Genomic DNA, 13,608 nt, shown 5'->3' with positions numbered 1-13,608 from the left:
ACATCCCGACCCGGGGTTGTAAAGGAATGTCAAAATCGAAAACGGGTGCCCCGGCCGTGGCCGGGACACCCGTTTCACCGTGCAGAGCGCAGCGTCAGCGCGCGACCGCCTGCCGCGCCGCCGGGGCCGCCGCTTCGCGGCCGTCCGTGGCGAGTGCCTGGAGGATCGCGTCGACGCTCGCCTTCGCGTCGCCGAACAGCATCTGGCTGTTCTCGCGGAAGAACAGCGGGTTCTGCACGCCCGCGTAACCCGACGCCATGGACCGCTTGAAGACGATGACCTGCTCCGCCTCCCAGACCCGCAGCACCGGCATGCCGGCGATGGGGCTGCCCGGGTCCTCGGACGCGGCCGGGTTGACGGTGTCGTTGGCGCCGATGACCAGCACCACCGAGGTGGCCGCGAAGTCGTCGTTGATCTCGTCCATCTCCAGGACGATGTCGTAGGGCACCTTCGCCTCGGCCAGCAGCACGTTCATGTGCCCGGGCAGGCGCCCGGCCACGGGGTGGACGCCGAAGCGCACCTCGACGCCGCGCTCGCGCAGCTGACGCGTCAGCTCCGCGACGGGGTGCTGCGCCTGGGCCACGGCCATGCCGTAGCCGGGGGTGATGATCACCGAGGTGGCGCCCGCCAGCATCTCGGCGGCCTCGGCGGCCTGCACCTCGCGGTGCTCGCCCTCCTCCTCCTGGCTGCTGGACGGGGCCTCGATGCCGAAGCCGCCCGCGATGACGGAGATGAAGGAGCGGTTCATCGCCTTGCACATGATGTACGACAGGTAGGCACCGGAGGAGCCGACCAGCGCGCCGGTGACGATGAGCAGGTTGTTGTTCAGCAGGAAGCCGGCCGCGGCCGCCGCCCAACCCGAGTAGCTGTTCAGCATGGAGACGACGACGGGCATGTCGCCGCCGCCGATCGAGGCGACCAGGTGCCAGCCCAGCAGCAGGGCCAGCACCGTCACCGCGACCATCAGCCCGAGGTTCGGGGAGACGGTGAACCAGACCGTCAGCGCGGCGAAGGCGCCGAGCGCCCCCAGGTTCAGGGCGTTCTTGCCGGGCAGCACCAGCGGGCGGGAGTTGATGCGCGCCGACAGCTTCAGGAACGCCACGATCGAGCCGGTGAAGGTGACCGCGCCGATGAAGATGCCGATGAACACCTCGGCGTGGTGGATCCGCAGCAGGTCGGAGAGGATCTCGGTCTGCGCGCTGCCGTGCGACTCCACCTCCAGGTAGCTGTTCCAGCCCACCAGCACGGCGGCCAGGCCGACGAAGCTGTGCAGCACGGCGATGAGTTCGGGCATCTGCGTCATCTCGACGCGGCGCGCCCGCCACAGGCCGATCACGGCGCCGAGCGCCATGGCGAGGACGATCAGCGCGACCGCGCCCGCGGTGATGCTCTGCGCGGCCACCACGATCGTGGCGACCAGCGCGAGCGCCATCCCGGCGATGCCGTAGACGACACCGGCGCGGGAGGTGCGGTGCTGGGACAGGCCCGCCAGGCTGAGGATGAACAGCAGCGCGGCGACCAGGTCGGCGGCGTGGGAGGCCGTCATGGAGGTCATCTCGGCTCAGCCTTTCGAGAACATGGACAGCATGCGGCGGGTGACGGCGAAACCTCCGAAGATGTTGACGCTCGTCAGCAGGATCGCCACGAAGGACAGGGTGGTGACGATCCAGCTCTCGTGCCCGATCTGCAGCAGCGCGCCGATCACGACGATGCCGGAGATCGCGTTCGTCACCGACATCAACGGGGTGTGCAGCGCGTGGTGCACCTTGCCGATGACGTAGTAGCCAATCACGACGGCCAGCGCGAACACCGTGAAGTTCTCGGCGAGCTGCGCGGGGGCGAAGGCCACCAGCAGGAACATCGCCAGCATCCCGGCACCGATCAGGCCCAGGCGGCCCGCCGGGGTGAGCCTCGGCTGCTTGGGCTCCGGCTTCGCCACGGCCGTGGCGGACGGCTGCGCGGCGGGCGCGGCCGAGACGGAGACGGGGGGCGGCGGCCAGGTGACGTCCCCGGCCCGCACGACGGTGACGGCCCGCTGCACGACGTCGTCGAAGTCGATCGTCAGCTGACCGTCCTTGCCGGGCGTCAGCAGCTTGACCAGGTTCAGCAGGTTGGTGCCGAACAGCTGCGAGGCCTGGGCCGGCAGCCGGGAGGCGAGATCGGTGTAGCCGATGATGGTGACGCCGTTGTCGGTCACCACGGCCCGGCCCGCGACGGTGCCCTCGACGTTGCCGCCCATCGCGGCGGCCATGTCGACGATCACGCTGCCGGGCTTCATCGCCGCGACGTCCTCCGCCGTCAGCAGGCGAGGCGCCGGACGGCCGGGGATGAGCGCGGTGGTGACGACGATGTCGACGTCCATGGCCTGCTGGTGGTACAGCTCGGCCGCGGCGCGGTCGTAGTCGGCGGAGGTGGCCTTGGCGTAGCCGTCGGTGCTCTGCTCCTGCACGACGTTGACCGGCAGGTACTCGCCGCCCAGCGACTTGACCTGGTCGGCGACCTCGGGGCGCGGGTCGGTGGCGCGCACGATCGCGCCGAGCGAGGAGGCGGCGCCGATCGCCGCGAGCCCGGCCACACCGGCACCGGCGATCAGGACCTTGGCCGGGGGCACCTTGCCGGCGGCGGTGACCTGACCGGTGAAGAACCGGCCGAAGACGTGCGCGGCCTCGATGACGGCCCGGTAGCCGGCGATGTTGGCCATCGAGGACAGCACGTCCATCGACTGCGCGCGCGAGATGCGCGGCACGGCGTCGAGCGCCAGGGCGGTCACCCCGGCGTCGGCGAGGGCCTGGACCAGCTCGGGCTTCTGGGCGGGGGCGAGCAGACCGGCGACGGTCGCGCCCGCGCGCAGGCGCGCGATCTCGGCCTCGGAGGGGGCGTTGACCTTGAGGACGACGTCGGCGTCCCAGGCCTCGCCGATGCCCGCGCCGGCGTCCAGGTAGGCCTGGTCGGTAAAGCCGGAGGCGGCTCCGGCCTCGGACTCGACCACGACCTCGTAGCCGAGGCCCAGCAGCTGCTTCACGGTCGCCGGGGTCGCGGCGACGCGGGTCTCCCCGGAGACCGACTCGGCGACGACGCCGATGCGCTGTGGCGGGTGGTGCGCGGGTTCTTGAGCAGACATGGTGTCTCGTGTTCTCTCGTCAGAGGAGGGTGTGACGGGGGATCCGCGATCGGGGAGGCGTCATGGTGGACTCCTTCCCCTTGGTCGCAGGAACCTACCCGTCACGGACCGTCAAGCCGACCGGCCACGGCCGTGACATGTTTCACTTTCAGCCGCCCGGGGAACCGCAGGGGGCCCTGCCCGCGTCAGCGGGGTGTTCAAACCCTCGCAGTCGACTTGGCCTGAACATGGCGCCACCTGAGCGGAATGATTGCTTCATACATCCACTGCTCCTAGCGTGATCATGTCGGCGGCCGCAGCGGACCGGCCGCGCCCCGGGTCGAACCACCCCACCCGCCCGGGGCGAGACGCCGACCCTCGCAGAAGGGCAACCGAGCCGTATGTGCGGGATCTCCGGATGGGTCTCCTACGACCGAGACCTGACCACCGAACACAGCACCCTCGCCGCCATGAACGCCACCATGGCCCTGCGCGGCCCCGACGCCGACGGGATCTGGCTGGACACCCACGCCGCCCTCGCCCACCGCCGCCTCGCCGTCATCGACATCGACGGCGGCGCCCAGCCGATGACGGTCACCCACGACGGCCGCACGCTGCTCGCCACCACCTACAGCGGCGAGATCTACAACTACCGCGAGCTGCGCGCCGAGCTCGCGGCCCGCGGCCACCGCTTCACCACCGCGAGCGACACCGAGGTGGCGCTGCGCGCCTACCTCGAGTGGGGCGAGGACCTCACCACCCGCCTCAACGGCATGTACGCCTTCGCCCTGTGGGACCCGCGCCGCGAGGAGCTGCTCCTCGTCCGCGACCGCATGGGCATCAAGCCGCTCTACTACTACCCGACCGGCGACGGCGTCCTGTTCGGCTCCGAGCCCAAGGCCATCCTCGCCCACCCCCTCGCCCGCGCCGTCGTCGACGCCGAGGGCCTCGCCGAGATCCTCTCCTTCGTCAAGACGCCCGGCCACGCCGTCTACCGCGGCATGCGCGAGCTGCGCCCCGGACACACCCTGCGCGTGCGCCGCGGCGCGCTCACCGAGCGCCGCTACTGGTCGCTGGAGGCCAGGGAGCACACCGACGACCTCGCCACCACCGTCCGCCACGTCCGCGAGCTGCTCGACGACATCGTCGAGCGGCAACTCGTCGCCGACGTGCCGCTGTGCACGCTGCTCTCCGGCGGTCTCGACTCCTCCGCGCTGACCGCGCTCGCGGCGGGGCGCCTCGCCAGGTCCGGAAAGGGTCCGGTGCGGTCCTTCGCCGTCGACTTCGTCGGCCAGACCGAGAACTTCCGCCCCGACGCCCTGCGCGCCACGCCGGACGGCCCCTACGCCCACGCGCTCGCCGAGCACGTCGCCGCCGACCACCGCGACGTCATGCTGTCCACCGCCGACCTGACGGACCGCGACAACCGTGACGCCGTCCTGATCGCCCGCGACCTGCCCATCGGCATCGGCGAGGGCGACACCTCCCTCTACCTGCTGTTCAAGGCGATCCGCGAGCAGACCACCGTCGCCCTGTCAGGCGAGTCGGCCGACGAGGTCTTCGGCGGCTACGCCTGGTTCCACGACCCCGAGGCCGTGGCGGAGGAGACCTTCCCCTGGCTCTGGGCCCTCCAACGCGGCTTCGCCGGCGAGGGCGCCGCCCTCGCCCCCACCTCCCTGCTCGCCCCCGACCTGCTCACCAAGATCGACGTGCCCGGCCACCAGCAGTCCCAGTACCAGCAGGCCCTGACGGAGGTCCCGCGGCTGCCCGGCGAGAGCGGCCTGGAGCGGCGCATGCGCGAGATCAGCCATTTCCACCTCACCCGCTTCGTCCAGCTGCTGCTGGACCGCAAGGACCGCGCCTCCATGGCGACCGGCCTGGAGGTCCGCGTCCCCTTCTGCGACCACCGGCTCGTCGAGTACGTCTTCAACGCCCCCTGGGCGATGAAGACCTTCGACGGCCGCGAGAAGTCCCTCCTGCGCGCCGCCACCCGCGACGTCCTGCCGGACGTCGTCGCCGACCGCGTCAAGAGCCCCTACCCCTCCACCCAGGACCCCCGCTACGCCGAGGTCCTCCGCGTCGACCTGGCCACCCTCCTCGCCGACCGCACCGCCCGCGTCCACGACCTCCTCGACCTCCCCACCGCGACCGAGGCCGTCTCCTCCGCCTCCGGCTCCGACCTCCGCACCGCCGCCGAAACCGCCCTCGCCCTCGACACCTGGCTCCGCACCCACGACGCCACGCTGGAACTCTGACCTCGGACGGCCGTGGCCGGGGCGATGCCTCGGCCACGGCCGTCTGCTTGGATGAGTCTGATCATCTGGCTCGGGGGGCACACATGGGCACGTTTCGGCGCACCAACCTGTTCTACGGCGTCGACCACGAGCAGGTGTACGCCGCGCTCGAGGAGTTCTGGCTCCAGCAGGGGCACACGCTCAGGCGCGAGGACGTCAACAACGTCAATCTCGACTCCTACGAGCTGCACGAGCGCCGCGGCGACTGGACCGTGCTGGAGTGGACCAAGGGGTGGGAGTGGGACCTGCGCCGCCGCGCCCAACTCCACGTCTCGCGCACGCTCGACTGCCCAGGGCTGCTGGTGTTCATCTACGACGATGACTTCTGGGGCTGCGAGCTGTTCCACCATGGCACGGTGATCGACCAGTTCCAGCAGGAGAGCGACGTCAGGGGCTCGTTCTTCGACGACCTCCCGATCGAGGGGCGCCCCGACCTCCTCCTCGCCGCATTCCCGGCCCTGGGCCTGGACCCGGACCACGCCCGTGGCTATCTGACCCACTACAGCATCTACGACCCCTGGTACGACGAGGTCGACTGGGAGGACGACAATGACCCACTCAACCAGCCCGTCCGCCCGGACGACGGCTTCGGCCGCCTGGACGGCGGCGTCTACTGGAACTTCCAGCACTTCCTCGGCGTCGAACCCGCTCCGGTCCGGCACAGGTTCACCACCGCGCCGTCGGCCCCCTGAGGCAGGCAACGGGTCGCCTTCGTCGCGTCCGGAAAATCCGCTGGGTCATCCACGGCTCGGCCGGTAGCGTGCGGGGACGAGCTCTGGGGGGCGGATGCGGCCGATGTTGCTGGTGGACGTGGACGGACCGCTCAATCCGTACGCGGCGAAGCCGCACCGGCGCCCGGAAGGCTACCGGACGCACCGACTGATGACCCCGCGGTGGCGGGCTGCCGAACGCCGTCGGTTCACCGAGTGGGGGCTTCCCGACAGGCCGGTGAAGCCGCTGCGTGTCTGGATCAACTCGGCTCACGGACCCGCGCTCGCCGCGTTGCCCTTCGAGCTGGTGTGGGCTACCACCTGGGAGGAAGAGGCCAACGTTTTCCTCGCGCCCCTCCTGGGGCTGCCCGAGCTGCCGTTCATCGCCTGGTCCGAGCAGCGACCCGAGCCCGGCGGTGGTGTTTTCTGGAAGACGCCCGAGATCGTCGCCTGGGCTCAGGGCCGGCCGTTCGCGTGGGTCGACGACCAGATCACGGATGCCGACCGCGCGTGGGTGCAGGACCAGCACCCCGCCCCGGCCCTGCTCCATCACGTCGATCCGAGGACCGGACTGACGGAGGACGACTTCGCCCGCCTCTCGCGCTGGGCCGGGGCGTAGCCTCAGTCCCGCCTGCCGCCGAAGATGTTGAGGAAGAACAGGAACACGTTCAGCACGTCCAGGAAGATCGACGCGGCCAGCAGCGGCGCCGACTCGATGTCCTGGTTCCGTCGCAGACGCTGGAAGTCGACCAGCGTGAACCCGGCGAAGATCACCAACCCCAGCACGCTGTAGATCAGCGAACTGTGCGGGATCCGAACGAAGATCGCCACGATGCCGAAGAGCAGCAGCCCCAGCAGCGCCCAGAAGCTGACGCGCGCCACCCCCGACAGGTCCCGGTCCGTCGCGTAACCGATCGAGCCCAGCGCGCCGATGAACAGGGCGGTGGCCCCGCCCGCCTGCCACAGCGCCTGCGGGTCCGCCGTCGCGTAGTAGACCAGGGTGGGCGAGACGGCGATGCCCATGAGCAGGCCGAACGCGCCCAGCAGCGCGACCGTCGCCTCGCGTGAGCGGGTCGCCGCGAACCGCATCGCGATCAGGCAGACGAAGGCGCCGATGAACGCGATGAAGCCCGCGGCGTGCGCGAGGTTCCGGCCGAGATACGCGCCGAGAGCGAAGAGCCCGGCGGTCATGGCGACGAAGCTCATGGTCCGGGCGAACAGGGCGTTCGCGGAGGCCCGGGGAGCCCGGCGGGTCATTGTCGTGTCGTACATGGTTCTTCCGTACCCGTGTACGACACGAAATCTCAAGGATCCGCCCCCGTGTCGGCCGGTCGTGGCAGAACCGTCACACAAGGACTCACATGAGGGAGGCCATCCAGGTCTCCACCTCGTCGGCCGCGCGCGGCAGGCCGCCGGAGAGGATGACCGGGCCGTCCGCCGTGATGAGGAAGTCGTCCTCGATCCGCATGCCGATGCCGCGCAGCTCCTCCGGGATGGTCAGGTCGTCCGGCTGGAAGTACAGGCCGGGCTCGACCGTCAGTACGTGGCCGGCCTCCAGGCGCCCCTCCATGTACGTCTCGGTGCGGGCCGCCGCGCAGTCGTGGCAGTCCAGGCCGAGCATGTGGCCCGAGCCGCAGAGCGTGTACCGGCGGTACAGGGTGCTGTCGGGGGCCAGCGCCGCCTCGGCGTCCCGCAGCAGGCCCCACGCCTCCAGGCCCTCGGCTATGACCCGCACCGCCGCGTCGTGGAAGTCGCCGTAGCGCGCGCCGGGCCGCAGCGCCGCGATGCCCGCCGACTGGGCCGCGTACACCAGCTCGTAGACGCGGCGCTGTGCGTCGCTGAACCGGCCGCTGACCGGGAGGACCCGGCTGACGTCGCCGGTGTAGAAGGAGTCGGCCTCGACGCCCGCGTCGAGCAGCAGGATGTCGCCGTCGCGGACCGGGCCGTCGTTGTGGATCCAGTGCAGCGTGGTGGAGTGCGCGCCGGACGCGGCGATGGTGTCGAAGCCGAGGCCGTGGCCGTCCAGACGGGCGCGGCGGTTGAAGGTGCCCTCGATCCACCGTTCGCCGCGTCCCAGGCCGGTGGCGTGGCGTAGCTCGGCCACGACGTCGTGGAAGCCGGCGACGGTCGAGTCGATCGCGACGCGCAGCTGCTCGATCTCGAACTCGTCCTTGACCAGGCGCAGCTCGGACAGGAACGTGAGCAGCTCCCGCTCCGCCTCGGGCGCGGGCGCGACTGCGGCGTCCACCAGGGCGTCCTCGCCGCGTACGACCCGGGTCGGCACCGCGGCGCCACCGAGCGCGCGCTCCAGGCCCTCGCGGGTGGCTGCCTCGACGCCGAACGCGTCGGCGGTCTCAGCGAGGGTGCGCCGCCGCCCGATCCAGAACTCGCCGTGCCGCCGGTCGCTGTAGAACTCCGCGGCGCGCGGCCCGGCGTCGCGGGGGGAGCGGTCGCGGGTGAACAGGGTGACGTGGTGTCCGTTGCCGTGTGGCTCGAAGACGAGGACGCTGTCCGGCACGGCACTGGTGCCCTGCTCGGCAGTCAGGTGCACGAACGCGGAGTGCGGGCGGAAGGCGAAGTCGAAGTCGTTGCTGCGCAGCTTGAGCCCGCCGGAGGGGATGACGATCCGCTCCCCGGGGAACCGCTCGGACAGCGCCGCGCGCCGCTTTGCGGCGTAGGCCGCGCCGGGCAGCGGGGGCAGCGTCCGCGCGCTGTCCGCCCAGCCCTGCCGGAAGTTCTGCGCGAGTGCCTGCGGCACCGCCTTGTCGTGGCTCTGCGTCCCGCGCTCCGCACCGCTGTGCCGCTCCACGGCATGCCTCCGCTCGTCGTCGTCCTCGACCAACGGCGCGACAATACCATTGCACATATGACACGACGCCAGACCTGCGTCAGGAAGGTTGGCCGACGGCGCGCCAGCAGGCCGCCGCTATGTCGTCGAGCTGGGCGGACGTCAGCTCGACGCCCCCGGCGGCCAGACGGACGGCGGGGCTGAGGGAGAGCTCGTACAGGACGTCGACGGGGAGCGGAAGCAGCCGCCCGGAGAACACCGGCTGGGCCACCTCGGCCACCAGCGGGTCGTCCGCGTCCGCGAGTGCGGCCCGGTGGGCGGCGCCGCGGTAGGGGGAGTGCTCGACCTGGAGCAGGAACCGTGCGTGGTCCGGGTGCGCCCGCAGGTGCTGGTAGCAGGCCAGCCACAGGGCGCGGAACCGCTCCTCGGCGCCGAGGTCCGGGGCGAGCCCCGGGGTGACGGCCCGGCCGAGCTCGGACTTCGTCTCGACGTACGCGGCCAGCACGAGGGCGTCCTTGGACGCGTAGTGGGTGTAGGCGGTGCCGGTGGCCACCCCGGCCTCGCGGGCGATCGCGCTCATCGACGCGCCGCGGAAGCCGTCCCGTGCCACCAGCGTGCGCAACGCGGCGCGTACGGCCGCCGCCTTGTCGGCCGGCGCCTGGGCCGTGGCCGCCCTGGCGGGCATCGCGTCGCCCGGCGCCGCTTTGCCCGGCGCTGCTTTGCCGGGCGCCCCGCCGCCAGGCGCCGCTCCGCCCGGTGCCCCGCTGTCCGGCGCTGCTTTGCCCGGCGCTCCGCTGCCTGGCGCCGTGCTGCCTGCCGCCCTGCCCGCCGCCGCCCGGGCGGCTCGGGCCGCGCTCACGCGCCGGCCGGGGCGCGCACGTCGATCGCGACCCCGGTCTCGCGCTCGGAGACCTCCCAGAGTCGCGCGACGGCGCGGTCCATGCCGAGCCGGCGCAGGACCGGCTTGCGCACCGGAGCGCCGTTGTTCACGAACAGCGGGCCGTAGAACTCGCCGCCCCTGGCCGCCGGATCCGTGGCCGCGCGCAGCTGAGGCAGCGCGCCGTCGTCGGGCGACATGCCCGTGCGCTGGGCCATCGCGTGGAAGAACCGCTGGGAGGCGCCGCCGCCCGAGCCCTGCACGCTGACCGCCTGCAGATCCGTGTTCGACAGGCCCGGGTGCGCGATCAGGCTGGCCGTCCGCGCGCCCGCCCGCTCCAGCTCGCGCTGCAGTCCGAGCCCGAAGTGGAAGTTGGCCAGCTTGGCCTGCCCGTAGGCGCGCCAGGGGCCGTAACGGCCCGTCAGGTGAGGATCGGCCACGTCGACGGCCCGGCCCATGTGGTGGGCGGTGCTGGTCACGGTCACGACGCGGGAACCGGGCGTACGCAGCAGCGCGGGGAGCAGGAGCGCGGTCAGGGTCCAGTGGCCGAGATGGTCGACGCCGAACTGCATCTCGAAGCCGTCGACCGTCCGCGCCTCGGAGATCGCCATCACGCCCGCGTTGTTCACCAGCAGATCGAGCCGGTCATGGGCGGCCAGCACGCGCCCGGCGGCCTCCTTGACCGACGCCTGCGAGGACAGGTCGAGCGCGACCAGTTCCAGCGAGGCGTCAGGGACGGCCGCGCGGATCTCCTCGACCGCCGCGGCGGCCTTCTCCTGGTTCCGGACGGCCATCACCACGTGCGCGCCCTTGGCCGCCAGGTCCCTGGCGGTCACCAGGCCGAGCCCGCCGTTGGCGCCGGTGACCAGGGCCGTGCGGCCGTGCTGGTCAGGGATGTCGGTTGCGGTCCAGCCCATCGCGCACCTCCGAATGAATGTTCATTCAGCCTGCGCCTGCCGACTCAGCGCGGCACGTGCGGGATGCTGCCCTCCAGGTGCCGCAGCAACTCGGCGAGGCGCTCGGCGAGCTGCTCACGGTGTTCGGGCGGCAGGCCCGCGAGGAGGGTCTGCTCGCGGTCGAGCTGGTCGGGCAGCGTCCGGTCGGAGAGCGCCTGCCCTGCCTCGGTCAGGGTCAGGTGCGCGACGCGGCGGTCACGCGCGTCGGTGCGGCGCTCGACCAGGCCCTGCTCCTCCAGCCGCCGCAGCCGCTTGGTCACCGCCGCGCCCGAGGCGAACGTCTCCCGGGCCAGCTCGCCGGCGGTCAGCGGGCGGCCGGACCGCCGCAAGGTGCCCAGCAGGTCGAACTCGGCGCGGGTCAGCTGCTCGGGCCGGAGCTGGGCGTCGGCGGCCTGCTGAAGCAGCGCCGCACACCGGTTGATCCGGCCGATCACCCCGATCGGCTCCAGATCGAGCCCTGGATGCACCTGCTGCCACTGCCGCATGATCCCGGTGACGATGTCCTCCGGCCCCCGGGCGGCCGCCGTCGTCGGCGCGGGCTCCGTCGTCTGTTCAGACACGCGCCGTCTCCCGCTCCGCCAGCAGGGTCAGCATCCTGCGTCCCTCGCGCTCCACCTGTGCCACCTCCTGCGACTGCGACGGTGCCGGTCGCTGCCACCACTCTCCCGCATGTCCGTCGGCCGACTCCCGCAGCTCGTGGAGCGTGTCGGCGAGGCGTGCCCGCACCACCTCGCGCGGCGGCGCGGGCGGTGCGGGCGGCGTGCCGGGCGCGGTGACCCCGGTCCGCGCCAGCGTCTGCGCGGCGCGCGCCTGGCCAAGCGCCACGGTGAGGCGCTCACCGGCCCGCCGGTTGGTCACCAGCACGGCTGCCGCCATGCCGAGCGCGGCGCCGAACAGCGTGTCCAGCCAGCGGTCGCCGACCAACGCGCCGAACGGCTCCACGCTCGTCAGGCTCACCAGCAGCAGCGCCATCGGCGTCACGAAGACCTGGCCCAGCCCGTAGTTGCGGGTGATCGTCGCCTCCGCCCCGATCTGGCATCCGGCCACGAGCAGCAGCGCGCACAGCGCGCCGACCCCGGGGGTGCGGACGAGCGGCACGGCCGCGGTGAAGACGGCCAGGCCCAGCAGGCTGCCGAGCGTTCGTTGCAGGGCTCGCTGGAAGGAGACGCTGGTGTTCGCGCGGTGTACGGCCGCGGCGGTCACGACGGCCCAGTACGGGTGGCCGACCCCGACGGCGAGCGAGGCCAGGCCCGCCAGTGTGCAGCCCAGGCCCACCCGCAGGGCGAGCGGCAGGTGCGCCCGCAGCGGACGCGGTGCCCTCGGTCGGGCCAGCGTGAGCGCGGGCCCGTGCTCACGTACGAGCGCGGGCGCCAGGCAGACCAGCCAGGCGATGAGACCACCCACCGCGACCAGCGCCAGGTGCGCGGGCACCTGCGGGAGGCGCTGCGGCAGGAAGAAGGCCGCGGCGCTCGCGAAGGTGAAGATCACGTTTCCGGGCGGCCCGAGCCGCGTCGCGTCGCAGAGCAGCTTCTGTGCCGCCGCCACCGCCGACGCCAGCAGCACGAGCACCACGGCCGACCGTACGAGCGACGCCGCTGTCAGCGCCACTGCGACGCTCGCCACCATGCCGCCGGCCACCCACGCCAGCGTCCGCGCCCGCTCGCGGTAGGGAAGCGCGTGCGCGAACAGCGCGCACATCGTGCCGGCGCTCGTGTAGGGGACGAGGTCCAGCCGTCCGGCCGCGAGGAGCAGCAGGTTCGGCAGCAAGGTCGCCACGGCGACGCTCAGGGCGGGGCGGTGCCACGGCCCGACGGCGGGCCGCAGCCGCAGGGTGCCGCGCAGCGGAAGGGGGGCGGGGGAGGGGTGGTGCATGGAAACAGTTTAGCAAGTGTTTTACTCGTGAAATAAATCCGCTCGGCGGAAGCCGGGCAGGCGCCGCACCAGCGCCCGTACCTCCCCGATCCCGAGCGCCCGGCTGACCAGCACGAACGCCTCTCCCCGAGCGGTCCCGGCGCCGTGGAATGGTGGGACCCGTAGGCGAACAGCAGCACCGCCAGTTGCGGGCCGAACGCCAGGAAGAAGAACGCGGCCGGGACGATCGCCGCCCCGGTGCCGCGCAGCGCTCGCGACAGGTCGGCGCGGGCGTCGTCGATCCGCCGTTCCGTCACGGCACGCGTCAACCCCGGCAGCATCGCCGTCACCAGCGAGACGGTGACCACCGACTGCGGCAGCAACCACAGGCTCTGCGCGAAGAAGTACGCCACGCTGCCGGCCCCAGCCCGCGTCGCGTCCTGCGCGTTGGCGAAGCGGGTGACCACCGCCAGGGCCACCTGGTTGGCCAGCACGAACAGCAGCGTCCAGCGGGCGGCGGCGACGCTGCGCCCAAGGCCCGTGCCCCGCCAGTCGAAGCGATCACCGAGCCGGGTGACGGTTCGAATCCGGATCATCCACAGATGTCCGATATCCCTCCGCTATCCCTCCAGGACGGTCAGCGGGGATCCGACCGGGTGGGCCTCGCGCAGCGGCTCGGTCAGGTGCACGACGTACGGGCCGTTGCCCCGGCAGCTGTCGATGCTGACGACCTCGTCCTCGATCCGCGCCCGGCACGGCACCGGCACCGTCTGGGTGATGGTCAGGTGGTGGTTGCGCCAGTGGATCGGGTCGGTCGGGTGCGCCGTGGTGACGGGGGCGACGGCGGAGGCGAGCACGGGGTCCATGGCCGAGCACAGTACGCCCGAACGGGGGTGCTGGGGAATCCCTGACGGTCGACCTTTTCGCTGGTGGGACGCCCTTTTCGGGTGTCCTGGCCATGCCATACGAGCTCCGCTCGACGGGCGCCTTCGGAACTTCCGATTCCGGTCCCGGAGTTGGCGCAGGGTCAGT

Annotated in this window: 12 protein-coding genes and 1 pseudogene; 3 read left to right on the top strand and 10 right to left on the bottom strand. The window is 72.2% G+C overall.

Translation table 11 applies throughout. The annotated features are described in order from the left end of the window. Positions 1-94: 94 nt before the first annotated feature. Together pntB and ABH931_RS21230 are read right to left on the bottom strand one after the other, a co-directional pair. Positions 95-1,555, bottom strand: a complete 1,461-nt coding sequence (pntB, locus tag ABH931_RS21235) for a Re/Si-specific NAD(P)(+) transhydrogenase subunit beta (RefSeq protein ID WP_370115531.1) — start codon at positions 1,553-1,555, stop codon at positions 95-97. Positions 1,556-1,561: 6 nt separating this feature from the next. Beyond that, entirely contained in the window at positions 1,562-3,121 is a 1,560-nt protein-coding gene (locus ABH931_RS21230; RefSeq protein WP_370115529.1) for a Re/Si-specific NAD(P)(+) transhydrogenase subunit alpha, read from the bottom strand. A gap of 380 nt (positions 3,122-3,501) precedes the next feature. Here ABH931_RS21230 and asnB point away from each other — a divergent pair, with 380 nt between their 5' ends. From asnB to ABH931_RS21215, 3 genes are all read left to right on the top strand, one after another. Further along, positions 3,502-5,355, top strand: a complete 1,854-nt coding sequence (asnB, locus tag ABH931_RS21225; RefSeq protein WP_370115527.1) for an asparagine synthase (glutamine-hydrolyzing) — start codon at positions 3,502-3,504, stop codon at positions 5,353-5,355. A gap of 83 nt (positions 5,356-5,438) precedes the next feature. Further along, a complete protein-coding gene (locus ABH931_RS21220) occupies positions 5,439-6,086 on the top strand; it encodes a hypothetical protein (protein WP_370115525.1) in 648 nt (215 codons plus the stop codon). 103 nt (positions 6,087-6,189) lie between these two features. Beyond that, positions 6,190-6,723, top strand: coding sequence for an HAD domain-containing protein (locus tag ABH931_RS21215; RefSeq protein WP_370115523.1), 534 nt, complete (start codon positions 6,190-6,192; stop codon positions 6,721-6,723). A gap of 2 nt (positions 6,724-6,725) precedes the next feature. Here the strand turns inward: ABH931_RS21215 and ABH931_RS21210 are convergent, their stop codons facing one another. From ABH931_RS21210 to ABH931_RS21175, 8 genes and pseudogenes are all read right to left on the bottom strand, one after another. Then, positions 6,726-7,376: a Bax inhibitor-1 family protein gene (locus ABH931_RS21210; protein ID WP_370115521.1), complete on the bottom strand. Its 651-nt coding sequence runs from the start codon at positions 7,374-7,376 to the stop codon at positions 6,726-6,728. Between the two features lie 85 nt (positions 7,377-7,461). After that, positions 7,462-8,970, bottom strand: a complete 1,509-nt coding sequence (locus tag ABH931_RS21205) for an aminopeptidase P family protein (RefSeq protein WP_370115519.1) — start codon at positions 8,968-8,970, stop codon at positions 7,462-7,464. 22 nt (positions 8,971-8,992) lie between these two features. Further along, entirely contained in the window at positions 8,993-9,577 is a 585-nt protein-coding gene (locus ABH931_RS21200; RefSeq protein WP_370115517.1) for a TetR/AcrR family transcriptional regulator, read from the bottom strand. A gap of 170 nt (positions 9,578-9,747) precedes the next feature. Beyond that, complete coding sequence (locus tag ABH931_RS21195; protein ID WP_370115515.1) at positions 9,748-10,686, bottom strand: oxidoreductase; 939 nt, start codon at positions 10,684-10,686, stop codon at positions 9,748-9,750. 44 nt (positions 10,687-10,730) lie between these two features. Beyond that, a complete protein-coding gene (locus ABH931_RS21190) occupies positions 10,731-11,210 on the bottom strand; it encodes a MarR family winged helix-turn-helix transcriptional regulator (RefSeq protein WP_370115705.1) in 480 nt (159 codons plus the stop codon). Positions 11,211-11,277: 67 nt separating this feature from the next. Then, positions 11,278-12,597 carry an FUSC family protein gene (locus tag ABH931_RS21185; protein ID WP_370115514.1) on the bottom strand — a complete coding sequence of 440 codons (1,320 nt, stop codon included), beginning with the start codon at positions 12,595-12,597 and terminating at the stop codon, positions 11,278-11,280. 98 nt (positions 12,598-12,695) lie between these two features. Further along, a pseudogene (locus ABH931_RS21180) lies at positions 12,696-13,148 on the bottom strand (lipid II flippase MurJ); the annotation flags it as partial. Positions 13,149-13,196: 48 nt separating this feature from the next. Next, positions 13,197-13,442, bottom strand: a complete 246-nt coding sequence (locus ABH931_RS21175; protein ID WP_370115512.1) for a hypothetical protein — start codon at positions 13,440-13,442, stop codon at positions 13,197-13,199. Positions 13,443-13,608: the final 166 nt, after the last annotated feature.

It is taken from the genome of Streptacidiphilus sp. MAP12-33 (assembly GCF_041261265.1).
GTDB lineage: Bacteria > Actinomycetota > Actinomycetes > Streptomycetales > Streptomycetaceae > Streptacidiphilus.
This window is presented reverse-complemented; position numbering and strand designations above follow the sequence as displayed.